Genomic DNA, 23,175 nt, shown 5'->3' on the forward strand with positions numbered 1-23,175 from the left:
TCGGTGTCCGATGTGGACCTCACCAGGAGATCGGCTCCTCCTCTTCCTTCTCGCCGTTGATGCCCTCGTAGCTCTTGTCCCAGATCCACCCGGTGATCCCGCCCAGGCCCGCGTGGTCGTCCTCGGGGTCCTCGCTGCCCTCGTCATTGGGGACGAACAGGTTGGAGATGTCGGCGCCGAGCAGCCCGACCATGCCCAGCGGGAAGCCCTTGTGCATGAGCTTGCCGAAACCGAGCTGCTCGCCCAGGCCCAGCCCGCCCTTGAGGATGTCCAGCAGGCTGCCCTTGAGGCCCTCGCCGAGGGAGGCGAAGACGTCGGTGTTGCCACCGGCGAGCTGAATGCCGATGTCGATGACCGCCGCGCCGGTGATCATGGCCGCGAAGGCGTTCCCGGTCATCTCGATCGCGGTGGTCAGCTGCTTGAGGGCGGTGTACCCGGCGGTGGACACCATCGTCACCGTCGGCGCCAGCACCAGCCGCCACGGCGGGAACAGCGAGGCCACCGCCAGCGCCGCCAGCACCGAGGAGACCACCGTCATGGCCACGATCAGGAAGTAGAGCAGCCCGCCGGTGATCGTCATGGCCAGCGCCATCACCCCGGCCAGCACGCGGACGGCGGTCAGCGCCGTGCGAACCTTGGCCATGTGCGTCACGAACGCCTCCTGGTCGGCGCCCGTCCAGCCCCGGACGAGCTGGTCGGCCAGGATCGCGTCGATCGCGGCGATCGTCTCGCCGAGCTTGTCGGAGAACTCGCCCCACTTCTCGCCGGTCTCCTTGACCTCCACCGGATTGCACTGGCCGCCGTAGACGATCTCGGCGATGCGCCAGACCTTGGGATCGGTCCGCAGGATCACCGCGGCGATGTTGATCTCGATGAGTGCGGCCTTGGCGGCGGCCGTCCACTCGTTCTCGGCGAACTTCACCCTCAGATCACCTCGAAGGTGTTCTGTTCCTCGGTGTAGGCCCAGGCCGCCGAGACGCGCTTCAGATTGGCCTCCACGTCGTGGAGGTGCTCCCACAGCTGCTTGGTCTGCGCCTCGGCGAAGCGCACGCCCACCACGTAGGCGCCGGCCAGGGCCGGGCAGACGGTGGTGAACCAGCCGTCGAGGCCGTCGGTGAGCTCGGTGAGCATGTTCATGGCCGCGGCGGCGGGCTCGCCCGCGCGCGCCGGGATCATCGCCGCGATCGTGTCGATGGCGGCCGGGTCGACGTCCACATTGGGCATGTCAGCGCGCCATCCGGCCGATGCGGGCGACGAGCTCGGCGGCCGCGCCCGAGACGCTCTCGGCGATCTTCCCGGTCTGCGCCATCAGTTCGGCGGCCTCGGCGGGCCCGAAGTCCTCTTCGGAGGATTCGGCCCGGCACTCGGCGATCTTGCGGTCGAGGTCGAGGCGCGCCTCGCGGGCCACCGCCATGATCCAGTGGGCGAGTTCCTCACCGCCTCAGCGCAGGGCGCGGGTGTCGATCCACAGGTCCCGCAGCGGATCCTCCCCGTCGGCGCGGACCGAGATGAGCCCGTCCTCGCTGGTGGCCTCGCCGACGAGCCCGGCGACTTCCTCCTCCAGCGCGGCGGCCCGCTCGGCCCTAACGGCGGCCTCGCCCAGGAAGCGCTCCAGCTCTCCGGCGGCGTCGAACCTCACAATGGCGTCCTTTCGTCTCACGGTGAGACACCACTGTCGCGGTCGCCTGTTGGTTACCCGTTGGTCACCGGACGCTCGCCGCCCGTCCACCGCAGCCGCCGCGAGCGCTCCCTGGGGTAGGTGCCCAGCAGCGCGCTCAGGTCGGGATGCGCCGGCGGGACCGCCGTGGTCGCCATCGGCGCGGCGCAAAGGATGCCGCGGTGCAGGTCCCGCAGCGAGGGCGAGGGATCGGCGCCGAGCTCCTCGCGGAACCGCTCGCAGGCCATCGCGAAGGCGGCCAGGGCGTCCACGGGACGTCCCGCCGCGCACTCGGCGAGCATCAGCTGCCGCCACAGCTGCTCGCGCGGCGGCAGCGAGGGCGCCAGCTCCCGCAGCCGCGCCACCACCGGCTCGGGACGCCCGCGCGCCAGATCGATCTGGTTGAGGCACTCCAGCGCGCGCATCCGCTGCTCCTCCAGGCGCGCGGCCACCGCGCGCAGCGCCGGGACGGTGGCCAGGTCGCCGTAGGCGTCCCCGCGCCACAGCCCGAGCGCGGCGGTGAAGAGCCCGGCGGCGCGGGCGGTGGCGGTGGCCGCGCGGGCGTCCAGGGCGGCCCGGTAGAGGACGGCGAACTTGGCCGCGTCCAGCTCGTCGACCCCCGCGTCGACGAGATAGCCCGCATCGGTCCGGCGCAGCAGCGCGGGCTCACCGAGCAGCCGCCGCAGCCGGTGCACGTGCCAGCGCAGGGTGCCCGCGCTGGCCTCCTCCTCGCCCCACAGCGCGCGGAGCAGGAACGCGTCGGGCACCGGCGTCCCCGCCCGGCTGAGCAGGACGGCCAGCAGCAGCCGCTGCATCCCGGCGACCGATGCGCCGGTGACCGTCAGTGGTCCGAGTACGGAGAAGCGCATGGGCGGTCCCGGGGTGGCTCAAGGGGAGTGGGCCCGATGAGGGTGTCACATGATCTTCCGGGCGGCTCGCGCTACCTTCGTGGCATGTCGGACGAGACGGGCACACCGAACGCGCCGGGCGACGTGCGAGGCGGCACGGGTGTCCCGCCGCGCACGGTCTCCGCCCGCAAGGCGGCCTTCTTTGTCGCGTACAACGTCGCCGGGTTCGCCGTGGCGGCGGCGGGTTTCGGGCTGGCGCTGGCGACGGGCTCCGGCGTGTTCACCGCGCTCAGTGTGCTGTCGATGGTCGCCTGGGCGGGTACGGCCGGATCCCGGCTGGCCGTCCTGGAGAAGGCGCGAAAAGCTAATGCGGACGGTGCCCGGCCCGCTCCGCCAGCCGCCGCGCCACCACCATCGTCCCCGGCGCCGCCCGCCCGCCCGGGCCCGGCTTCGGGGTGATCCCGGCCGGTTCCAGGGCCTCCCCGCACTCTCCACAGGAGACCTGCGGGCGCACCTCGTGCCCGTGGTGCTCGAAGCGGATCGGCGGGCCTTCGGCGGGTGCGCGCCAGCGGTCGCCCCACGCGGTCAGCGCGATCAGCACCGACACCAGTTCCTCACCGGCCTCGGTGAGCGCGTAGCGGTGGCGCGGTGGGCGCTCGCTGTAGGGCACGCGGGTGAGGATCCCGTTGTCCACCAGGGCGGTCAGCCGGGCGGTGAGCAGGTTGCGGCTGATGCCCAGGTCGTCGGCGAGGTCCTGGAAGCGGTCGACGCCGAGGTAGACGTCGCGCACGATCAGCGGCGTCCACCAGTCGCCCATCACCTCCAGGGACCGCGCCAGCGAGCAGTGCATGTCGGCGAAGCTCATCTGCCGCAACGGATCACACCCCGCTCGCGACGGGCTCGTCCACGATGGGCGCGGCCAGGGCCTCGGGGATCTCGGGCGCGATGCGCTCGCAGAGGCGGGCGAAGCGCAGGGAGTCCTCGTAGACCTCGTACCAGGCGATCTTGCCGTAGCGCAGGGTCACGAACTGGGTGAACACGTTCTCGTAGGGCTGGCCGCCGACGGTGGCGCGCAGCGTGAACAGCCCGGCGACGCGGGTGCGCCAGGGCGGGCCGTCCACGGCGACCTCGCGCATCTCGAAGCTGGCGTCGGGGAACAGCCGGAAGAGGCGCTCGAACCAGGCGGCCATGCTCTCGCGGGTGGTGCGGGTGCCGCCGAGGGTGGTGTCGCCGATGAAGGTCATCCGGAAGCGCGGCGCGAACTGGTCGATGATCGCCCGGTAGTCGTGGGCGTTCATCGACTTCCAGGCGCGCTGGTACTGGCGTTTGACGATGGCGTGGTACACGGGTGGCCTCCCTGGGAGTCAGTTCAATGCTGATACTAACTCCGGGAGGCTGAGAGCGGGCTGTGGAACCGATCTAGGCCTTGCGGCGGGTGGCGCGCACGATCCCGAAGATCACGATCGCCAGCCCGAGCAGCGCGACCGCGGCGGCCAGGCCGATCCAGACGGGGGTGAGATCGGTCCCGGCGTCGGGCGAGACCGGAGTGGTGGTGGCTTCCACGGAAGGGGCCTCCCGGTACATGGGTGGGGTGGAGCCTGAAGCCCAGGCCGCTAGAGTCGACGGCCGGTGATCATCGCGACGATGGGATGAGCGAATGGTGGAATTCGAGCCGGGACGCATCGGCACCGGCGAGGTCCTGTACGCCCGCCACGGCGCGCTCGGGCGCGTCCGGCTGAACCGGCCCAAGGCCATCAACGCCCTGACGCACGACATGATCCGCTCGATGCTGGCGCAACTGGAGGACTGGGCCGCCGACGACACCGTCGAGGCCGTCGCCATCGAAGGCGCCGGCGAGCGCGGCCTGTGCGCCGGGGGCGACGTGCGCGCCATCCGCGAGGCGCTGCTGGACGGCGTCGGCGACCCCGAGGCCTTCTGGGCCGACGAGTACCGCCTCAACAACCTCGTCGACGTCTACCCCAAGCCGTTCGTGGCGTTCATGGACGGCGTCACCATGGGCGGCGGCGTCGGCGTCTCCGCGCACGGATCGCTGCGCCTGGCCACCGAGCGCTCGGTGATCGCCATGCCCGAGACCGCCATCGGCTTCTTCCCCGACGTCGGCGGCCTCTACCTGCTCTCGCGCGCCCCCGGCGAGACCGGGACGCACCTGGCGCTCACCGGCCTGCCCGTCGACGGGCCCGGCGCCGTCTACTGCGGCCTGGCCGACGCCGTCGTCCCCAGCGCCGAGATCCCCGCCATCATCGAGCGCCTCGCCGCCGGTGAGCCCGCCGGGGACTTCGCCCCCGCGCCCGAGGCCGCCATCGCCGCCGACCGCGCCTGGATCGACGAGTGCTACGCCGGAGACGACCCCGTGGCGATCCTGGACGCCCTGCGCGAGCGCCACCCCGCCACCGCGGCGGTACTGGCGGCGCGCTCGCCGTTCTCCGTCGCGGTCACCCTCGCCGCGATCCGCCGCGCCAGGGACCTGGACCTGCCGGGCGTGCTGGCCCAGGACCTGCGCCTGGGCCGCGCCTTCGCCGCCGGGCCCGACTTCGCCGAGGGCGTGCGGGCGGTGCTCGTCGACCGCGACAACGCGCCCCGGTGGCGCCCGGCCACGCTGGCCGAGGTCGACTACGACGCGGTGCGCGCGCTGATCAGCTGAGCCAGGTAGGCGTCCAGCAGCGCCACCTGCCGCTCGGCGGGGAACGCCGGCGGGTCCAGCAGAGCCTGCACGACCAGGCCCAGCGCGAAGGACATCACCGCCGCGGCGGTCTGCGCCGGGTCGCCCGGCGGGAGCTCGCCGAGCTCCTGGGCCTCGGTGATGATCCCGCTCACCTTGTCGCGGGAGGCGGCGTAGCGGGCGGCGTGGTCGGCGCCCAGGACGGGGTCGGCCAGCGCCGGGTCCCAGGAGGAGACCCAGATCCGGTTGCTGGCCACCGCCGCGTCGTCGATGGGGATGATGTCCAGCAGGACCGCCCGCAGCCTGGCCAGCCCCGGGGGCGCCACGCGCCGCTCACGCGTGGCCGCCCGCTCGGCGAGCAGGTCGAGGGCGTGGGCGACGAGGTCGCGTTTGGCCGGGAAGTAGTGGGTGAGCAGTCCGGTGGACGCGCCGAGCTCGGCGGCCACCGTCCGCATCGACAGCCCGCCGAAGCCGCGGGCGGCGAGCACTCGCCACACCGCCTCGGAGACTTCTCGGCGGCGGGCTTCGTGATCTCCCTTGATGCGCGGCACGGTCCTATCGTACTGTTCCCAGAACGAATGTTGTGTGATCGGAGGCCCCCATGTTCTCTCTCGCCATCCGCGAGGACGCCGTCCTGCGCCCGCTGGCCCCCTGGCACGCCGAGGAGTTCGCCGCGCACATGGATCGCGCCCGTGAGCACATCCGCCCCTGGGTCGGCGCGTCCTTCGTCACCGAGGGCGTCGAGGGCGCCCGGACCCTGATCGGCAAGTACGGCGAGCGCGCCGCCCAGGGCACCGGCGGACTGTACGGCCTGTGGCGCGCGGGGACCCTGGTCGGCGGGACCCTCGACTTCAACGCCGCCGGCGGCTCCATCGAGGTCGGCTGCTGGCTGGAGCCGGCGGCCGTCGGCGGCGGTCTGATCACCGACGCCTGCACCGCGCAACTGAACTGGATCTTCGGCGAGCGCGGCCTGCACCGCGCCGAGTGGCACTGCCGCGCCGACAACGTCCCGAGCGCGGCGGTCGCCCGGCGGCTGGGCATGACCCTGGAGGGCACGATCCGGGAGAACTGGGAGTTCGAGGGAGCGCGCTACGACACCCAGATCTGGGCGGTGCTGGCCCCGGAGTGGAAGAAGTAACGCACACGAGACCGCATAACGGTGATGGGTCGATGCGTCCGGATCCATCCGGGAATGGCGCGCCGATCCGTCCCGAATACGGCATTCACCAAAAGTGATCATGGTACGCACGGTGATCAACGGGAAACGAAACGGCGGACGCGCGGCGTGCAGGCTCACGACAGCGCAATTCGTTTCCACGGGGAAGGCAAGACCGATGATCTCGAAGTTCAACGCGATCGCCGACAAGATCACCGAGCGCTTCGCGCCCAAGGCCCGCGCCGCCGCGGCCTGTGCGCCCTGGTGCGAGCCGAGGGGCAAGTGCACCGCCGACGGCTCCTGGCTGCGCACCTGCTGCAAGTACGAGGACTGCACCTACCGCTGCGGCTGCACGCCCGCCGAGTAGGCGATTTCGGGACGGGTCGCGCCTTCGGGTGCGGCCCGTTTTCGCATACGCGGATTCGGGCACCGCATATCCACGGCATAGCCGTAATACATCCGGTAATGAGTTGATCACCGCGGAACCCTCCACGGCGTTATGGTCGGCGGCGATTCGGCCTTTCACCTGGAGGTTTCCATGGCCAAAATGACCGCTCTGCTCGACGCGATGACCGAGCGCTTCGTCCCCAAGGCGAAGGCGGCCGCCGCCTGCAAGCCGTGCACCTACGCCCCCGGCACCTGCGGTCCCGGCAACACCGGCACCCGCATCTGCTGCTGGTCGGGCGCCTCGTGCCGCTACATGTGCGGTTGCGCGCTCTGATGAAGTGACGGGACGCGCCCACCCGGGCGCGTCCCGTTCCCAATGGGATCATGGCCGGATGCGCGCATCCGACATCTGCCCCTGCGGCCTGGGCGGCACCTACGGCGAGTGCTGCGGCCGCTGGCACCGGGGCGAGGACGCCCCCACCGCCGAGCTGCTCATGCGCTCGCGCTACACCGCCTTCGTCGTCGCCGACGCCGCCTACCTGCGGCGGACCTGGCACCCGAGCACCCGCCCGGCCGAGCTCGACCTGTCCGGCGGCCCGGAGTTCACCGGGCTGGAGATCCTCGACGGCGTCGGCGGGAGCCTCTTCGAGCTCGCCGGGACGGTCCGGTTCCGGGCGCACTACCGCGAGGGCGGCGCGCCCGGGGTGATGGAGGAGCACAGCCGCTTCGTCCGCGAGGACGGGCGCTGGTTCTACCTCGACGCGATCTAGGCGTTCTGGCGCACATTCCCGCAGGACGGTGTGACGCCGGTCCGGCGGGTTCCTTGCCGCCACCCCCGCGGTGATCCAGAATGGCCGGGTGGCTGAGGAGAAGGTAAGGCTCGGGATCATCGGTCTCGGCGCGATGGGTACCGACATGATCGAGGCCGCATCCGGCCACCGCGACGTGAAGGTGACCGTCGCGGCCGACGTGAGCCCGGAGACGGTGGCGCGGCACGCCCATCGGGCGGGCATCGAGTTCAGCACGGTCCCCGCCGACGTGCTGGAGTCCGATGTGGACGCCGTCTACATCGCCACCCCGCCGGTCTTCCACCCCGAGCTGGTGCTGGCCGCGGCGGCCAAGGGCATGGGCGTCTTCTGCGAGAAGCCCCTCGCCGTCGACCTCGCCGACAGCCGCGCCATGCTGGACGCCGTCGAGAAGGCCGGGGTCGCCGCCGCGGTGAACTTCGCGCTCTCCGACCGGTGGGCGGTCCTGGAGGTCGAGCGGGCCCTGCGCTCCGGCGAGCTGGGCGAGCCGGCCGGCGTCGAGATCCGCCTGCGCTTCCCGGAGTGGCCGCGCGCCTTCCAGCGCCACGCCGCCTGGCTCGACGGCCGCGAGCAGGGCGGGTTCGTCCGCGAGGTCTTCTCCCACTTCGCCTATCTCACCGACCGGCTGCTGGGACCGCTGGAGCCGGTGAGCGTGGGCCTCGACTACGCCGACGGCGGGCGCGCCGAGAAGGCCGCGCACGGGCTGTGGCGCGCCGGTGGCGTCCCGGTGCAGCTGACGGGCCTGGCCGGAGTCGCCGCCGAGGAGACCTACGAGTGGTACCTGTGGGGCACCCGCCGCTCCTACCTGCTGCGCGACTGGGCCAGGCTCTACGTCTCCGACGGCGGCGACTGGGAGCCGGTCCCCGCGCCCGAGCGGCGCGGGAACGACGCGACCCGGCTGGCGCTGTTCGCGCGGGCCGTGCGCGGTGAGCGGGTCGCCGACCTCGCCGACTTCGCCGCCGCCTATCGCGTGCAGGAAGTCGTCGAGGCCTTCCACCGCTAGCTAGCCGTCCACTTTGTACCAGAGGTGGAAGGCGGCGTGCTTGTGGATCCCGGGCGCGCCGCCCGCCTCGGCGACCGCCGCCTGGACGTCGCGCAGGTCCTCGACGGTCATCGGCAGCGCGCGCTCGTAGGGCGTGTAGTTCCAGCCGCGCGGGTAGTCCTGGCCGTCCTCAATGGACATTTCGATGTGGCAGCCGAGGACGTGGGAGACCTCGTGGGCGTCGCTCCAGGCGACCAGCCGGTCGATGGTGGCGGCGAAGGCGTCCCAGTCCTGGACGTAGAGGCGGCCCGGGTAGACGGTGTCGCCGGTGAGCAGCGCGCCGGTGCGCCGGTCGTAGAAGGTGACCGCCGACGCGTGGTGCCCGGGGGAGGGGATCACGTCGACGACCCGGCCGCCCAGGTCCAGCTCGCGCGGGGTGTGCGGCCAGTCGGTGAAGCCGTAGTATTCGGCCACCTCGGGCTGGCCCTTGCCGACGATCGTGGTCCGGCCGCGCCCGGTGAACTGCTCATCGGCGGCGACGTGGTCGCCGTGCCCGTGGCTGTGGGCGACGATGAGGCGGTGCCCGTGGGGGACGAGACCGTCGACGACCTCGCGCAGCGGGAAGTACTCGGCCTCCGGGGTGGCGCCGGTGTCGATCAGCAGCGCGGTGTGGCGGCCGATCAGCAGGTACATGAACGGCGCCTCGAAGTTCACCGAGCGGTTCTGCCGCAGGATGTAGGTGCGGGCGTCGGCCTGGTGCACCTGGATCTCGGGCGCGGGGTCGTGCTTGGCCGAGGGCCAGCCGTGGTGCCAGGTGACGTCAAGATCCATGGGCCGAAGATTAGCCGCGTTCGACGCGGATGGAAATAGGACGGTCGCCCCGGCGCCGAGCGCGGCGGCGAGGAGGGTGCGGCGTGTTGTCACACCGGTAGCCTCCCCGCCGCCGCGGGCCCCATCCTCGGCGCGCGGAACGAGATCCGCTTGCGCCGAAGGGACTACAACCGCGCGCTCGGGTGGACTTCCCGCTGCACCCGGGGGAGGATCTCCGGCAGGTAGACGGCCTGGATGGCCTCGCCCTCGCCGTGCTCCTCCCACGCCCGCTCGCTCTCCCAGCGCTCCACCAGCGTGAAACGGGACGGGTCGGCCGAGGAGCGGTAGGCCTCCCAGCTCACGCAGCCGGGCTCGGCCAGGCACATCGGGCGCATCCGCGCCAGCGCGGCGGCCACCTCCTCGGGCTCCTTCTCCGCGGTGATCAGCACGATCAGGTCGAACACTCCGCTACCTCCTCGCCTCGGCGACCGCGCGGACGGCCATGTCCCGCAGCCATTCCCGGGCCGGGGTGAAGGCGAATCCCCGCGCGGCCGCAAGATCCACCGACATACCGTAGTCGGCGGGGCAGCTGAAGGGCGCCAGGTCCGGATCACCCCAGGCCGCGTCCAGCTCCTCGACCACCGCGGCCAGGCCCGCCGCGCCCTCGATGGGCGCCAGGACCTCGTAGAGCGTCACCGGGTCCGGCGAGCACGCGTTGACCGGGCCGGTCACGTCGTTCAGGGCCAGCCACACCAGGAACCGCGCCAGGTCATCGGCGTGGACCAGGGACGTGCGGCCCGGGTCGCGAAACGACGTCATCCGCCCGCCCGCCAGGACCCGCTCGACCAGGAACTCCACCCGGCCGGTGAACTCGTCGCGGTCGGAGAGCACGTGCGCGGCACGGGCGAAGGCCAGCGGGAAGCCCGCCGACTGCGCCAGCGCGCTCTCCGCCTGCCGCTTGCCCTCGCCGTAGTTGGCGCCGGCGAACTCCGGGTCGTCCCAGGGCAGGCCCAGGTCGTAGCCGTAGGCCAGCGGGTCCAGCTCGCCCTCCTTGGCCCAGGTGCTGAAACCTGGGCTGGCACGGTGATGCCGGAAGGTGTCGGAGTTGTAGACCTCCATCGTGGAGGTCACCACCAGCTTGCCCGCGTGCCCGGTGAAGGCCTTGGCCGCCGCCAGCGCGGTGACCGGCCGGTAGCAGACCTGGTGGACGACGGCGTCGAAGGACGCCGTCCCGATCGCGCGGCCCAGCTCCCCGGCGGAGTCGGCGTCGGCGGTCCGCCGCAGCACGGCGTCTCCGAACGGGTCGGGCGTGCGGCCCCGGGTGATCAGCGTGACCCGGTGCCCCTCCTCGATGAGGCGCGACACCACGAGCTTGCCGAAGAAGCGGGTGCCGCCGATGACGCAGACCTCGGCCATCACGCCGCCTCGGGGACGGGCGCCGGCTCGGCGGCGGCCTCGCGCCGGACGCTGGCCAGGCTCACCACCGCGCACCCGAGGGCGACGGCGGCCAGCGCGAACCAGTTGAGCCCGGGCACGTCCGCCGAGCGCGCCAGATCGTAGAGCGCACCCGCCGCCAGGGTCCCGACCATGTTGCCGAAACTGCGGAAGAAGTGCATCGCGCCCATCGCCTTGGCCAGCCGGTCGGACGGGAACCGGCCGGAGACCCAGATGTCGAAGGACGGGGTGAACAGGATGTCGCCGAGCACCACCACGAAGCAGCCCGCGACGACGAACCAGGCGCTGCGCCCGGCCCCGAAGATCGCGTAGGCCACCGCCATCGCCCCGAACGCCACGGCCATGACCTGCCCGGGCTTGAAGCGCTTGATCATGAACTGGAACAGGAACAGCTGGAGCGCCAGCAGCGTCAGCCCGGTGATCCAGAACGGGACCGAGGCCGGCCACTGGCCCACATAGGCCTGCATGTGCAGCGGGATGCCCACCAGGAAACTGATCGACAGGAACCAGAAGACGCTCGACAGCAGGAAGTAGCGCGCCCCGCCGCCGACCTGGAGTCCCTTCAGGACGGTGGCGTTGAACAGCGGCGCCCTGCTGTCCGGCGCGGCCTTGCCCGCCGGGATCAGCAGCAGCCCGAAGACGCAGTAGGCCAAGAACAGCGCGAAGACCACGCTGAACAGGATCCGCAGGTCGGCGTGGGCGAAGACACCGCCGATGAGCGCGCCGCCGAAGGCCCCGACCTGGCAGGCCATCTGGAAGGTGGAGAACGCCTTGGGCCGCGCCTCCTCCGGGAAGGAGCTGAGGATGTTCTTCAGCCCCGGGAATGAGATGCCCGAGCCGAAACCGATGAAGAACGCCAGGACGCTGTACAGGGCCACGCCCTCCACGAAGCCCATCAGCCCCAGCGCCACCGCCTCCAGCAGCACCGCCAGGACCACCGTCGTCCGGTTGCCCAGGCGGGTGGACACGCCCTCGAAGAAGAACGTGGCCAGCAGCCGCCCGATGTAGGTCAGGAACATGACGAACCCGGCCCAGAAGCCGCTGCTCGTCGCGCCCAGGGCGGCCACGAAGATCGGGAACCAGATGTAGTTGCCCACGTGGGCCAGGGAGATCCCGGCGTTGATGCCGAGCAGGGTCCTTCGCTGTACGGGATTCAGGGTTGCGGGGGCGGTCATGGCGCGACCTTGCCTTTCGTCTCTTCGCCGCGCAGCGCGCGGATCCGCCGGGTGATCTGCGCGCGGTCCACCACCGACCCGCCGGCGACGCTCGCCAGCGGGAGGGAAGAGAGCGGCCCGGCCGGCCGGAGGAGGTTGTAGCCGGCCGGACCGCCCTCCGTCATCGGGGAACGCGCCGATCCACCGGCGAGCTCCCCGAAGAACCGCTGCCCGCCCTCGGTCGCCACCTTCAGCAGCGGCTCACGCAGGGCGGGGTCTCCTCCGGCGAGCAGATCGAGCTCGCTCAGGAGGCTGTATCCGTGATAGGCGCCGGTGTTGCCGCAGTCGGTGCCGATGAGCAGGACGCCCCGGCGCAGCGCGGCCAGCGCGTTGGCGCGCATGACCTCCAGCGCGGCGGTACGGGTGTCCTGGAGGCCGAAGGAGATCCCGAAGGGCTCCTCGACACCGCGCACGAAGTCGAGGTTGGCCTCGTCCTGGGTCTCGGTGAAACCCGGGCGGCCGTACTCCTCCAAGAACTCCTCGCGGGTCATCACCATCGGCCGCAGACCGGCCAATGTGGACACGAACCGGGCGCCGTCCAGGGCGGCCCAGTCCCCTTCGGACAGGACCACGTCGCGCACCGAGTGCGCGAACAGCCGGAACCCGCAGTCATAGGCCCGCAGGACCTCCTCGCGGGTGTTGCAGTCGATGACCGCCGGGACGCCCGCCGCCGCGCTCGTCGCGGCCGCGTCGGCCAGGATCGGCTCCGACAGGCGCGAGAAGCGCACCTGCGCGCCGGGCTGCTCGGTGCCGTCGGTGAACATGATCTTCAGGAAGGTCCCGCCCCGGCGCGCGTTGGCGCGCAGGACGTCCTCGATGTCCCCGGCCGTGCCGAGCATGTGCACCGGCGCGGGGAACTCCACGCCGTGCCCGTTGCGGCCGGTGGCGTCGCGCATGGACGTGGCGGCGTAACCGCAGTGGGCCAGCGCCGGATAGGGCGGGTCGGCCTCGGCGGCGCCCTTGTCCCACAGGTCCTTGACCAGCGGGAAACCGAACATGTCCACCACGTGGGTGACACCGTGGTAGAGGTACTGGAGGCCGATCAGGCGCGGGTCGTCCACCGAGTCGTCCCAGTTGGCCGGCAGCGCCAGATGCGCGTGCGTCTCCACGAACCCCGGCCACAGCTCAGGCGTGTCGGCCCGCCGCTCACCGGTCTGCCGCACACCGGTGATCCGGCCCTCGGCGGCGGTGACGTCGAAGGTCGCGTCGGGGTCCAGCAGCGGGATCGCGGCGTTGCGGACGCGGGACGCGCCCGGTCCGTCGTCGATCAGAACGGTCGGGCCGAAACGTGTCTCGTTCACCGTGCCACCTCGACCGACACCCGCAGGTCCACGTCGTCCAGGGCAGCCGCGCACCGCTTGTTCACCTCTTCGCGGTCCTCGCCGGTGAAGATGACGTGCCCCAGCCAGTCGAAGTTGCTCTTCGACAAACGCCCGATCGCGGTGTCCGGCTTCTTGTAGGCAAGGGCCTCCACGAAACCGGCGCGCTTGTCGATGTCACCGAAGTCCACCGCGCGCAGCACACCGGCGACCGGCGAGCCGAACCAGTGCCCGCCCGCGGTCCGTCCATTGAGGATCGGCAGGTTCGGGCGCTCACCCAGGGCCTGGCGGATGACCTCCAGGTAGGCGTTCACCCCCGATGCCAGCCGCATCAGCGAGGGCACGAAACCGCCGACCAGGCGGCCGTTGACCTCGCACAGCACCGGCCCGCTCGGCGAGAGCAGGAACTCGGTGTGGATGAACCCGAAGTCGATGCCCAGGCCCTTGAGGGCCCGCTTGGTCAGCGCGAACAGCTCCTCCTGCAACGGGTGCCCGGTGAAGTAGGTCGCGCCCATCTCGATGAAGTGCGGGAAGCCCGACAGTGGACGGTCGGTCAGCCCCAGGTTCACGATCTCGCCACCGGCCAGCACGCACGACTCCACCGAGATCAGCTCGCCGGGCACGAACTCCTCGACCACCACCTCCGGCACGCGGACCACACCGCGCCCGTAGTCGGCGACCCCGGCCAGCTCGGCGAGGTAGGCGTCCAGGTCGGCGGTGTCCTTCAGGTGCAGCACGTGCAGGCTCGCGGTGCCGTCGGAGGGCTTGACCACGCACGGGAAACCGACCTCGGCGACCGCCGCGGCGATGCCCGCCGGGTCGGTGGCGTGCGCGAAGCGCGGCTGCGGAACGTCGCCGTTCGCCAGGGTCAGCCGGGTGAGGTGCTTGTGGCGGGCGTTGCGGGCGCCGTCCACGCTCATCCCCGGCAGCCCCAGCGCCTCGGCGACCGCGGCGGTGTGGACGGTGTGGTACTCGCTGTAGGTGGTCACCCCGTGGACCGGGTTGCGCGCGTGGACCTCGCGGGCGATGCCGATGAGGGCGTCGATCGAGAACGCCACCTTGCTTTTGATCACCTCGCAGCGCGGGTGCGCGAACGCACCCGCCGCCAGCGGCGAGACCGCGAGGTAGAAATCGGGGTCGGCGGACACGAGGGTGACCTCGTGACCCAGTTCCAGGGCGTCGTTGACGCCGACGAATCCGTTCGGATTGCACTCGACCATGAAGACGTGCATTGCCTTTGTTCCTCCTCCGTTGGTGGGACTAGCCGTCGACGGCCGCGAGCACGGCCCGCAGGTCCAGGCCCAGCGCGGCCATGACCTCGGCGTGGTCGCCGCCCTCCGACGGCCATCCGGTTCCCGCGTTCACGCCCGCCACCCGCGCGGTGGGCATCAGCAGCGCCAGCGCCTCGGCGACGCCGCCCTGCGCCCGGTGCTCCTCGACCACGACGAAGCGCGCGTGCAGCCGCTCCAGCTCCACCGCCGCGGCGGCCAGATGCTCGTGGTCCACATAGGGCAGATGCGCGTGGGCGAGCCCGGGCCGCCGGTGACGGGCCTCCAGGCACAGCCGCGTGCCCTCCTCGCCCACGCTCACCAGGCACAGCTCGCCGCCCGCCGCCTCCCACGCCACCGGATCGCCCCACGGGAGGCTCTCGTAGGCGGCGTTGCGGCCGGTCCGCACATAGTGGGGACGCCCGCTCGCCACCGCGGCGGCGATCACCGCGCGGGTCTCGGCCTCCCCGTGGGGCGCGGCGATCACCACGCCCGGGAACGCCCGCAGGACCGCCAGGTCCTCCAGGCAGTGATGCGTCGTCCCGAACCAGGCCCCCGACACCCCGGAGTAGGGCGCGACCACGGTCACGCCCGCCGCCAGGTAGCCCAGGGTCAGCTTCAGGCTTTCGGCCGCCCGCAGCGCCGCGAAGGGCGCGAAGGTGCTCACGAACGGCTTGAAACCGGCCGAGGCCAGCCCCGCCGCCATGTCCACCATCGCCGCCTCGGCGATGCCGAGATTGAAGAAGCGCTCGGGGTGCTTGAGCTGGAACGGGTGGTTCTTGCCGCCCAGATCGGCCTCCAGGCACAGGATGCGCCGGTCGGCCTCGGCCAGGCGGGTCAGTTCGTCGCGGTAGGCGTCGCGTCCCGAGAGCGTCATCGGATCAACCGCTTCCACTTGGCCGCGCGGGCGGCGTCGATCGTCACGTAATGCGAGGCGGCCTTGCCCTCCACGGGCGGGACGCCCTTGCCCTTGACGGTGGCGGCGATGACGGCCAGCGGCCGCCGCTCACCGGCCCGATCGGGCGACAGCACCGCCGACAGAGCCGCCGGGTCGTGACCGTCCACCTCGGACACCTCGAAACCGAAGGACGCGAAACGCGCCCCCAGGTCCGGAAGCGGCGAGATCTCGGCCACCATGCCGTCGTTCTGGCCGCCGTTGCGGTCGACGACCAGCACGAAATTCCCCAGCCCCTGCGCGGCGGCGACCTGGCAGGTCTCCCACACCAGGCCCTCCTGGAGCTCGCCGTCACCGGCGACGGCGATGCCCAGGCCGGGCAGCCCGTCCAGGCGCCGGGCCATCGCCCAGCCCGCCGCGTAGGCGACCCCGTGCCCGAGGCTCCCGGTCGGGAACCGCACACCGGGCACCTTCGGCCCCGGATGGCCGGTGTAGGGATGGCCCTTCTGGCCGTACACCGGCGCCGGGTTCTCCTCGATGACCCCGCTGGCGTGCAGGGCCGCGTACAGCCCGGCCGCCGCGTGGCCCTTGCTCAGCACCACCTCGGTGCCGTCCCCTGTGGACGCCCGGTGCAGCGCGGCGACCAGGATGTCCAGCACCGACAGGGACCCGCCCAGGTGGCAGCCGCGCGGCGAGGCCGCCATGTCCACCACCAGCTCACGCGCCCGCCGGGCGCGCTCGGTCAGGAGTTCCACGGTCACAGGGCACCTCCGGTGCGCTCGAACCAGCCCGCGACCGCGTCGGCCAGCACCGCCCGGGAGGAGCGGTACTCGCCGGCGCCGACGCGCTCGTGCTCGGTGTGGTCCAGCGCCGAGTCGCCCGGCCCGTAGGCCACCATCGGCACCCCGCGCCACGTCGTGGCCAGGGTGTTCATGTCGGAGGTGCCCTTCTTGACCACGAAACGCGGCCGGATCCCGGCCCGCCCGAAGGCGGCGGTGAAGGACTTCACCAGCGACGACGTGCGCCCACCGGCGTGACCCGGCGTGGCCCGCTCCACCGTGATGTCCACATCGGGGGCCCGGTGCGCCAGCGCGACCGCGGTCAGGTCGACCGGGTCCACCCCCGGCGGGACGCGGAAGTTCAGCACGCCGGTGGCGGTGTCCCCGCCCCGGCCCGGCTCGACCCGCAGGTCGATGACCGCGCTGAGCGCCTCGGGCGCCTTGGCCAGCACGTCGGCGCGGATCCCCGCCAGCGCGCCGATCAGCGCGTCCGGAGCAGAAATGAAGCTCTTTGAAGCAGAGTGTCCACTGGGGACCCGCACGGTCACGCGCAGCTTGAACAGCCCGAAATAGCCCAGGGTCAGCGTCCCCGACCCGCTCGGCTCACCGATCACCACCGCGTCGGCCGGGTAGTTGTCGCGGGCGTGGAATCCGCCCTTGGACGAGGAGACCTCCTCCTCGACCGCCCCGACCACGCGCAGCCGCCCGTCGGCGGGCACCTCCGCCCCGGCCAGGACCTCCAGGAACGCCGCCAGGCAGCCCTTGGCGTCGACCGTGCCGCGCCCCGACAGCTCCTCGCCGTCCCACGACACCGGCCAGTGGTGCGGCACGGTGTCCAGGTGCCCCAGCAGCATGAGCGTGCGCGGCCCGGCGCCCTTGGTGGCCACCAGGTTCCCCGCCTCGTCCACGCCGGCCTCGATGCCGCGCTCGGCGCACCATCCGGCCAGGTAGGACGCCAGCTCGCCCTCATCGCGCGAGACCGACGGGATCGCCGCCGCCCGCGAGAGCAGCGCCAGGTCCGGCGCGGGCTCCCGCGCCGGCCAGAACCGGGTCCAGCCGGAGCGGTCGGCCATCGTGTGCGGACCGGTGACGGCCACGTCGGCGCCACCGGACAGCGCCAGCTCGGCCGCGCGGACCTTCTGCCGCATGCGCCCGCCCGCGAAGGACGCGCCCTCGCCCTCGTGGAGGTCGGTGAGCGTGGAGGCCGGATCGGCCACGTCCCGCAGCAGCCCGGCGGTGCCGGTCACCAGCCGCAGGTGGTCGGCGCGCAGCGCGTTGGCGAGAGCCGCGGCCAGCACGTCGGCGTCCACATTGACTGGTCCCAGCCCGTCTTCCCCGGCCACCGGCGGCGACACGCAGACCACGTCGTAGGCGTCCAGCAGCACGCCCAGCCGCGCCACGTCCATATCGGACGGGGTACCGGCCCGGTGGTCGCGGACCAGCCTCGGGCGGCCCTTCTCGACCACCTTCAGCGGCCGGTTCAGCCGCCCGCTCACCAGACCGCCCCGCGAGGCGGTCGCGGCGAAGACCGAGCGCCCGTGCGCGGCGAGCCCGGCCTCCACCATCGGCAGGGTCACGTGCTCATAGGCCGACACCAGGCTCGGCATCTCCGAGGGCGGGCAGTAGCGGACGGCGTCGCCGTTGGCGAGGGTGAGGGTGCGGACCGGCTTGCCGATCTCGCGGTAGTGCCGCTCGATGCCCGCCGCGCCACCGGCCACCAGCAGGACGCGCGCCCCGCGCGCCACCAGTTCGGACAGCTCACCGAAAATCCCCTCGTGCTCCAGCGTCGCGCTGCCGACCTTCACCACGTACAGCGGGCTCGTCTTGTCCTTCACGGTCATGGCGCCACCGCCGTTCGCGGCAGGCCCAGGCCCTCATCGAGGCCGTGCAGCAGGTTCATGGCCTGGATCGCCTGCCCCGCCGCGCCCTTGACGAGGTTGTCGATGGCCGCCACGGCCACCGCCTCGCGGCCCTTGACGCTCACCGCGACCTCGGCCACGTTCGAGCCGACCACCGCCTTGAGCATCGGATAGTCCTGCGGCGCCTTGGGAGCCGTGCGCACCCGCACGAACGGCTTGCCCACGTAGGCGCGGGCATAGGCGCGCTTGACGTCGAGGGCGGTGACCTCCTCGCGCAGCCGGGCGTAGCCGGTCACGAGGATGCCGCGCGGGACGTCCAGGCTGTGCGTGGAGAACTGGATCTCGGGCGTGGCGCCGGTGAAGCTGCGCAGCGCCTGGGTGATCTCCGGCAGGTGCCGGTGCCCGTGCGGCTTGTGCACCCGGAAGTTCCCGGCCCGCTCGGCCGGATGCTCCCCGCCGCCGCGCCCGCCGCCGGTGGAGCCGGTCTTGGCGTCCACGACCAGGCGCGGCTCGGCCAGATCCCCGGCGATCAGCGGGTACAGCGCGTACAGCGAGGCCACCGCCATGCACCCGGGCAGGTTGACCAGGCGCCCCTCCGGCACCGCCGGGGACAGCTCGGGCACGAAGTACTCGAACTCCGGCGAGCCGATGGAGGCCGGGTAGTGCGCGCGGATCTCATCGTCGTCGGTGAGCCGGAAGTCCCCGGCCACGTTCAAAACGAGCTTCGCGCGGTCCAGAATGGACGGCAGCAGGCCCGGCAGGACCCCCGTCGGCAGGCACCCGAAGGCCACGTCGACCTCGCCCAGCGTCGCGGCCTCGGCGAACTTGAGGCCACCGGCGCCGGGATGGTTGCGCAGCCAGGGATGCACCGCGCCCACGTTCGTCCCGGCGTGCCGCTCGGAGCTGAGGAACACCGGCTCGGCGGCCGGATGGTCCAGCAGCAGCCGGATCAGCTCGCCCCCGGTGTACCCGCTGCCGCCGATGACGGCGACGCGCAGCTTGTCAGCCAAGGCGGGCCGCCTTCTCGTACGGGCGCGGGTAGTCCTTCTCCCGCACCAGGTCGCGGATGGCGTCGGGACGGCGCGCGACCTTGCCGAAGGCGTCGGCGTAGCGCAGGACCCGCTCGTACTCCACCGGGGAGCGCAGCTCCCGGCACAGCACCAGCGTCGACTCCAGCATTCGCAGCGTCACCGGGAAGTCCTGCGGCACGTGGTCGCGGACGGCGCCCGGGTTGAGCGTGAACGGGTGGCCGTTGCCGAAGCCCGCGCGGTGGGTGAAGGGCAGGTGGCACGGGATCGGCGTGTTCTGCCACTCCCGGGCCGGGACGCCCTCGGCGACCAGCAGCTCGTGCACGGCCTCCTTGACCGCGTGGACGGGCAGGTCGCCCAGCCCGGCGGCCTCGGGGTTGAGGGTGATCCGGTACATGTTGTAGGCGTGCACGTGCCCGGACGGGACGTGCGGCGGGCTGAACAGCCCGGTGCCCTCCAGCGCCTCGCCCAGGAGCGCGGCGTTGCGGGCGCGGACGGCGTCGTAGAACGGCAGCCGCTCCAGCTGGCTGGCGCCGAAGGCCGCGGCGATCCACGACATCCGGTAGTCGATCCCGTGGCGGGCCAGGTATTCCACGGCACGGGCGTGGGCGTCGGCGGTGGCGAAGAAGGCGATGCCGCCCTCGCCGCCGAGCGGGAAGTTCTTGTCGGCCATCAGCGACTGCCCGGCGGCGTCCCCGATCGAACCGGCGATCCGGCCGTCGACGGAGGCGGAGTGCGCGTGCGAGGCGTCCTCCACGAACGCCAGCCCGTGCCGCTTCGCCAGCTCGCGGATCGCGGTCACGTCGGCCGGGAGGCCGTGGGTGTGGACGGGCATGATCGCCCGGGTCCGCTCGGTGACCAGGTCCTTGGCGGCGGCCGGGTCCAGGCAGTAGGTGACCGGGTCGATGTCGGCGAAGACGGGGATGGCGTGGGCGGCCACCACCGCCTGCGCGGTGGCGATGAACGTGAAGGCCGGGACGATGACCTCGTCACCGGGCTCCACACCGGCCCCGACGAGGGCCGCGTGCAGGCTGGCGGTGCCGCTGGCGGTGGGCAGCGCGTACGCGGCGCCCACGTAGTCGCGGTACTTCTCGGCGAAGCCGGCCACCACCGCCGCAGGATCCTGGCGGGTGGCCAGCAGCAGGTTGAACACGTCCTCCTTGGTGATGACCGGGAAGATCGTGCGGCGCAGTCCCTTGGGGACGATCGCCTCGCCGCCCAGCGCGGCCAGCTCGGCGGTGAGTTCGTCCTCTGAGGGCAGCGGCAGGGGAGCGGAGGGGAAGTCGGTGATCACGACCGGGCTCCTTTGGTCAGGGCCAGCCGCGCGCAGGCGGCCACCAGCGGGCTGAGCCGGTAGTTGAACTGGACGCCCGGTACCACCTCGGCGCCCGACTCCTCCTGCGTCCACATGGTCCGCAGGTCATAGGAGCCGAAGATCTTCAGCCGCTCGGCGCGGGCGTGGGCGCCCGCGTCGTCGGTGAGGAAGGCCGCGGCCGGGCCGAAGCCCAGCCCGGTCAGGTCCACCACCAGCGCCACTGCGTCCACATCGGACAGGTCGTCGGCGTGGGTGAGCAGCGCGAAGGGCGGTGGGACGTCATCGTCGGCGGTGACGCCCAGCCAGGCCAGGAAGCTCCGCTCCGGCGGGCCCAGCCCGGCCCCGCCGGTGGCGTCGCCGTGCCCGATGCCCAGACCGGTGAGGGCGGCGTGGATCGCCGCCGAGCGGCTGTTGACCAGGCAGGCGTGCCGCCGTCCGGACGCGCGGGTCAGGGACCGTTCGAGCCCGGGCAGCTCGCGGTCGCTCTTCTCGATGCTCATCACCACGCCGGAGGTGAGCACCCGGCTCAGCACCAGGGCGGTGTCGTAGTCGTCCATGGGGTTCTCCTCTCAGACCGCGGCCGGAACGCGCACGCGCTCGGCGATGTAGGCGGCCAGGTGCCCGGCCACGTCCACGCCGTGCACGGCCGAGGAGCGGGCGAAGTCGGGATTGGCGTTGACCTCCAGGACGAGCAGCTCACCGGTGAGCCGGTCCTCGACGAGGTCCACGCCGTAGAAGCCGTCGCCGAGGACGTCGACGACCTGCGCGCACAGCTTGGCCATGTCGCGGGTGACGGGGACGCCCTCGATGCTCGCGCCCAGGTGGGTGTTGGTGCGCCAGTCGGCCGAGCTGCGGCGGATCGCCGCGATCGGGGTCCGGCCGACGACGACCACGCGCAGGTCGCTGCCCGGCTTGTCGACGTGGCGCTGGACCAGGACCGGGAAGAGCTTCCCGGAACCGTCGGCCGACTCGCGGCCGCCGATCCAGGCCTCCAGGCAGGGCTCGTCCAGGACGCGGGTGACACCGCGTCCCCACGCGCCGCTGACCGGCTTGATGACGGCCGGCCAGCCGACGGCGCGCACGGCCTCGCGCACCTGGTCGACGCTCCAGGCGTGCCGCGACTCGGGGTGCGGGACGCTCTCACGGGCGAAGGCGATCGCCTGGAGCCCCTTGTCGTTGCAGACCTCGATGGCCGCCGCCGAGTTGAGCACGTGGACCCCGGCCAGCTCCAGGCGGCGGGCGACCGAGTGCGCCTCGGCGTGCGAGAGGTTGCGGATGAGCGCGACGGCGGGGGTGTCGGGGCCGTCCACGAGACCGGCGAGGTCGTCGCGGAGGGCGGCGGTGGCCTCCAGGCCCTGCGAGCGCAGGGCCGTCAGCAGCAGTTTCTCCTCGGGACGAAGCATCGTCACCGAGACGACGACGTCGCTCACTCGCCCCAGTCCTCCTCGACCTCGGGGGCCAGTTCGAGGCGGGCGCCGCTCGCGTCGTGCGCCACCACCTCGTGCTCCTGGCCGCAGGCGGCGCATTCGACGATCTCGCCCTTCTCCCAGTCCGGCTGGACCTCGATGGCGCTGTCGCAGACCAGGCACTGCGGCGCGGTGAGACTTGCGGTCATGGCTGTTCTCCCCAGAAAAACGCGTGCGGAATTGATGTGGCGCTATTACGAAGGCGATGATGAAAAATCACACGGGGAAGCGTGTGATGAAAAGACGTGGGGGATCTCGGTACGCGGCTAGCCGCGACATGAAGGCGCGGCCGCCGTCGCGCCGAGGGCGCGCACGGTCGGATACGTCAATGGACCTCCCCGGTGGTCGGACGGGTGCGCGGTGACGGCAGGCGCCCCCGGGGCGCCCATCCGGCACCCGTCCGGAATTGGATCTTCCGACTCGTCCTGCGACTCTCGGTCCGCCCCCTGGCGACCGGTGAATCGCGGTTCTCGTCGCAGCGGACGCTACCCACGCCGGTCAGCGAGTGTCAACCGTTCTAGGGGCGCGGCAAGATCGGTAAATGGGGCTGCACTGTGCATGTCGGCGGGCAGTCGAGCTGCGGGCAATGCGCCGCCCAGATGAGCGAAAGGAAAATGAATGGCATTCCCCGGAGCGGCCGGCGCGGGCCGATGCGCCATGTTCGCCACCGTCGTTGAGACGGTCAGGCGTCCGAACAGTTGTTCGAGTGATGCTCGTGAGCAGTGTTAACGGATGGTTTCGCGCAGGCGCCCGGCGCGGGTGCCGCTGTTCCGGGCTCGCGCCGGGCCGCCTTAGTGGTCGTTCGGGCCGGGCGCCCGGCGGAGTCGCCGACGGAAAGCCGCCGATCCGAAAACGGTTACCGTGAGTCGATCAAGGGTGTACCTGCGATGACGCCGGATTGGTGGGAATCGTGGCGGAAAACGGCAGGGGCGCACCGGTGGAGATCGGCACCGCCGTGGCGGTCATTCCGTACGCGGCGTTCGGAATATTCAACTCGCCCGCCGGGAATTGCCGATCACATTCACCGGGCGTTTCCATTCGACCGACGATGATCGGGATTCGGGAGAGGCGGGCTAAGTGGACACCGCTTTCCGTTTCCCGGTTATCCGGTTTCATCGAATCGAGCGAATGTCCAGGCCGTGTCCGCCTGCTGAGATAACGGACGATGAATGCCGGGAAATGATCGGCGGGCCGAAGGTCCCCTGCGAGACCGGGCCGACCCCGGGTTGGGTCTCGGACGGCACCGGAGGA

Annotated in this window: 30 protein-coding genes; 6 read left to right on the forward strand and 24 right to left on the reverse strand. The window is 72.1% G+C overall.

Translation table 11 applies throughout. From position 1 onward, the window contains the following. Positions 1-19: 19 nt before the first annotated feature. The 8 genes from QSK10_RS21770 to QSK10_RS21805 form a co-directional block, all read right to left on the reverse strand. Positions 20-922, reverse strand: a complete 903-nt coding sequence (locus QSK10_RS21770; RefSeq protein WP_285664766.1) for a WXG100 family type VII secretion target — start codon at positions 920-922, stop codon at positions 20-22. 2 nt (positions 923-924) lie between these two features. After that, entirely contained in the window at positions 925-1,224 is a 300-nt protein-coding gene (locus QSK10_RS21775; protein WP_285664767.1) for a hypothetical protein, read from the reverse strand. A gap of 1 nt (position 1,225) precedes the next feature. After that, entirely contained in the window at positions 1,226-1,408 is a 183-nt protein-coding gene (locus tag QSK10_RS21780) for a hypothetical protein (protein ID WP_285664768.1), read from the reverse strand. Between the two features lie 33 nt (positions 1,409-1,441). Continuing rightward, positions 1,442-1,639: a YbaB/EbfC family nucleoid-associated protein gene (locus QSK10_RS21785; protein ID WP_285664769.1), complete on the reverse strand. Its 198-nt coding sequence runs from the start codon at positions 1,637-1,639 to the stop codon at positions 1,442-1,444. Between the two features lie 53 nt (positions 1,640-1,692). After that, positions 1,693-2,526, reverse strand: a complete 834-nt coding sequence (locus QSK10_RS21790) for an AfsR/SARP family transcriptional regulator (protein WP_285664770.1) — start codon at positions 2,524-2,526, stop codon at positions 1,693-1,695. A 343-nt stretch (positions 2,527-2,869) separates the two neighbouring features. Further along, entirely contained in the window at positions 2,870-3,370 is a 501-nt protein-coding gene (locus QSK10_RS21795) for a winged helix-turn-helix transcriptional regulator (protein WP_285664771.1), read from the reverse strand. Between the two features lie 13 nt (positions 3,371-3,383). Next, positions 3,384-3,851 carry a nuclear transport factor 2 family protein gene (locus QSK10_RS21800; RefSeq protein ID WP_285664772.1) on the reverse strand — a complete coding sequence of 156 codons (468 nt, stop codon included), beginning with the start codon at positions 3,849-3,851 and terminating at the stop codon, positions 3,384-3,386. Positions 3,852-3,924: 73 nt separating this feature from the next. After that, entirely contained in the window at positions 3,925-4,068 is a 144-nt protein-coding gene (locus QSK10_RS21805; protein WP_285664773.1) for a hypothetical protein, read from the reverse strand. Positions 4,069-4,162: 94 nt separating this feature from the next. On the opposite strand from QSK10_RS21805, the gene QSK10_RS21810 reads away from it, so the two are divergent. Then, a complete protein-coding gene (locus QSK10_RS21810) occupies positions 4,163-5,167 on the forward strand; it encodes an enoyl-CoA hydratase/isomerase family protein (protein WP_285664774.1) in 1,005 nt (334 codons plus the stop codon). On the opposite strand, the gene QSK10_RS21815 is transcribed toward QSK10_RS21810, so the two are convergent. Beyond that, positions 5,137-5,736 carry a TetR/AcrR family transcriptional regulator gene (locus tag QSK10_RS21815; RefSeq protein WP_285664775.1) on the reverse strand — a complete coding sequence of 200 codons (600 nt, stop codon included), beginning with the start codon at positions 5,734-5,736 and terminating at the stop codon, positions 5,137-5,139. The two genes, QSK10_RS21810 and QSK10_RS21815, sit on opposite strands and share 31 nt — an antisense overlap. A 50-nt stretch (positions 5,737-5,786) precedes the next feature. On the opposite strand from QSK10_RS21815, the gene QSK10_RS21820 reads away from it, so the two are divergent. The 5 genes from QSK10_RS21820 (at position 5,787) to QSK10_RS21840 (ending at position 8,537) form a co-directional block, all read left to right on the forward strand. Further along, the gene (locus QSK10_RS21820; protein WP_285664776.1) at positions 5,787-6,323 is read left to right on the forward strand and encodes a GNAT family N-acetyltransferase; all 537 of its coding nucleotides are present in this window, start codon (positions 5,787-5,789) and stop codon (positions 6,321-6,323) included. A 196-nt stretch (positions 6,324-6,519) separates the two neighbouring features. After that, entirely contained in the window at positions 6,520-6,708 is a 189-nt protein-coding gene (locus tag QSK10_RS21825) for a hypothetical protein (RefSeq protein ID WP_285664777.1), read from the forward strand. Positions 6,709-6,888: 180 nt separating this feature from the next. Further along, the gene (locus QSK10_RS21830) at positions 6,889-7,062 is read left to right on the forward strand and encodes a hypothetical protein (protein WP_285664778.1); all 174 of its coding nucleotides are present in this window, start codon (positions 6,889-6,891) and stop codon (positions 7,060-7,062) included. 58 nt (positions 7,063-7,120) lie between these two features. Further along, positions 7,121-7,498 carry a YchJ family protein gene (locus QSK10_RS21835; RefSeq protein ID WP_285664779.1) on the forward strand — a complete coding sequence of 126 codons (378 nt, stop codon included), beginning with the start codon at positions 7,121-7,123 and terminating at the stop codon, positions 7,496-7,498. Positions 7,499-7,586: 88 nt separating this feature from the next. Next, the gene (locus tag QSK10_RS21840; RefSeq protein WP_285664780.1) at positions 7,587-8,537 is read left to right on the forward strand and encodes a Gfo/Idh/MocA family protein; all 951 of its coding nucleotides are present in this window, start codon (positions 7,587-7,589) and stop codon (positions 8,535-8,537) included. On the opposite strand, the gene QSK10_RS21845 is transcribed toward QSK10_RS21840, so the two are convergent. The 15 genes from QSK10_RS21845 to QSK10_RS21915 all read right to left on the reverse strand — a co-directional run bounded on the left by QSK10_RS21845 (position 8,538) and on the right by QSK10_RS21915 (position 23,040). Then, complete coding sequence (locus QSK10_RS21845; protein ID WP_285664781.1) at positions 8,538-9,347, reverse strand: MBL fold metallo-hydrolase; 810 nt, start codon at positions 9,345-9,347, stop codon at positions 8,538-8,540. 164 nt (positions 9,348-9,511) lie between these two features. Continuing rightward, on the reverse strand, positions 9,512-9,790 hold the full coding sequence (locus QSK10_RS21850) for a putative quinol monooxygenase (protein ID WP_285664782.1): 279 nt from the start codon (positions 9,788-9,790) through the stop codon (positions 9,512-9,514). Positions 9,791-9,794: 4 nt separating this feature from the next. Continuing rightward, positions 9,795-10,742, reverse strand: a complete 948-nt coding sequence (locus tag QSK10_RS21855) for an NAD-dependent epimerase/dehydratase family protein (protein ID WP_285664783.1) — start codon at positions 10,740-10,742, stop codon at positions 9,795-9,797. After that, positions 10,742-11,956 (reverse strand): MFS transporter, encoded by a 1,215-nt coding sequence (locus tag QSK10_RS21860; RefSeq protein WP_285664784.1) that lies wholly within the window; start codon positions 11,954-11,956, stop codon positions 10,742-10,744. The genes QSK10_RS21855 and QSK10_RS21860 overlap by 1 nt, the downstream gene beginning before the upstream one ends. Further along, the gene (locus tag QSK10_RS21865; protein ID WP_285664785.1) at positions 11,953-13,296 is read right to left on the reverse strand and encodes an amidohydrolase family protein; all 1,344 of its coding nucleotides are present in this window, start codon (positions 13,294-13,296) and stop codon (positions 11,953-11,955) included. Before QSK10_RS21865 ends, QSK10_RS21860 begins: the two co-directional genes overlap by 4 nt. Then, positions 13,293-14,546, reverse strand: coding sequence for an ATP-grasp domain-containing protein (locus tag QSK10_RS21870; RefSeq protein ID WP_285664786.1), 1,254 nt, complete (start codon positions 14,544-14,546; stop codon positions 13,293-13,295). Before QSK10_RS21870 ends, QSK10_RS21865 begins: the two co-directional genes overlap by 4 nt. A gap of 28 nt (positions 14,547-14,574) precedes the next feature. Continuing rightward, positions 14,575-15,459, reverse strand: coding sequence for a transketolase family protein (locus QSK10_RS21875; RefSeq protein WP_285664787.1), 885 nt, complete (start codon positions 15,457-15,459; stop codon positions 14,575-14,577). Beyond that, a complete protein-coding gene (locus QSK10_RS21880; protein WP_285664788.1) occupies positions 15,456-16,232 on the reverse strand; it encodes a thiamine pyrophosphate-dependent enzyme in 777 nt (258 codons plus the stop codon). The genes QSK10_RS21875 and QSK10_RS21880 overlap by 4 nt, the downstream gene beginning before the upstream one ends. A 2-nt stretch (positions 16,233-16,234) precedes the next feature. Then, the gene (locus QSK10_RS21885; protein ID WP_285664789.1) at positions 16,235-18,097 is read right to left on the reverse strand and encodes a M20/M25/M40 family metallo-hydrolase; all 1,863 of its coding nucleotides are present in this window, start codon (positions 18,095-18,097) and stop codon (positions 16,235-16,237) included. Then, complete coding sequence (argC, locus tag QSK10_RS21890) at positions 18,094-19,125, reverse strand: N-acetyl-gamma-glutamyl-phosphate reductase (RefSeq protein WP_285664790.1); 1,032 nt, start codon at positions 19,123-19,125, stop codon at positions 18,094-18,096. Before argC ends, QSK10_RS21885 begins: the two co-directional genes overlap by 4 nt. Further along, a complete protein-coding gene (locus QSK10_RS21895; RefSeq protein ID WP_285664791.1) occupies positions 19,118-20,437 on the reverse strand; it encodes a DegT/DnrJ/EryC1/StrS aminotransferase family protein in 1,320 nt (439 codons plus the stop codon). Before QSK10_RS21895 ends, argC begins: the two co-directional genes overlap by 8 nt. Further along, on the reverse strand, positions 20,434-21,015 hold the full coding sequence (locus tag QSK10_RS21900; RefSeq protein WP_285664792.1) for a PLP-dependent aminotransferase family protein: 582 nt from the start codon (positions 21,013-21,015) through the stop codon (positions 20,434-20,436). The genes QSK10_RS21895 and QSK10_RS21900 overlap by 4 nt, the downstream gene beginning before the upstream one ends. 12 nt (positions 21,016-21,027) lie before the next feature. Further along, positions 21,028-21,888 carry an ATP-grasp domain-containing protein gene (locus tag QSK10_RS21905; protein ID WP_285664793.1) on the reverse strand — a complete coding sequence of 287 codons (861 nt, stop codon included), beginning with the start codon at positions 21,886-21,888 and terminating at the stop codon, positions 21,028-21,030. Next, complete coding sequence (locus QSK10_RS21910) at positions 21,885-22,073, reverse strand: lysine biosynthesis protein LysW (RefSeq protein WP_285664794.1); 189 nt, start codon at positions 22,071-22,073, stop codon at positions 21,885-21,887. The genes QSK10_RS21905 and QSK10_RS21910 overlap by 4 nt, the downstream gene beginning before the upstream one ends. Positions 22,074-22,794: 721 nt before the next feature. Further along, positions 22,795-23,040 carry a hypothetical protein gene (locus tag QSK10_RS21915; protein WP_285664795.1) on the reverse strand — a complete coding sequence of 82 codons (246 nt, stop codon included), beginning with the start codon at positions 23,038-23,040 and terminating at the stop codon, positions 22,795-22,797. Between the last annotated feature and the right edge of the window lie 135 nt (positions 23,041-23,175).

The organism is Actinorhabdospora filicis (assembly GCF_030269765.1).
GTDB classification, from domain to species: domain Bacteria; phylum Actinomycetota; class Actinomycetes; order Mycobacteriales; family Micromonosporaceae; genus Actinorhabdospora; species Actinorhabdospora filicis.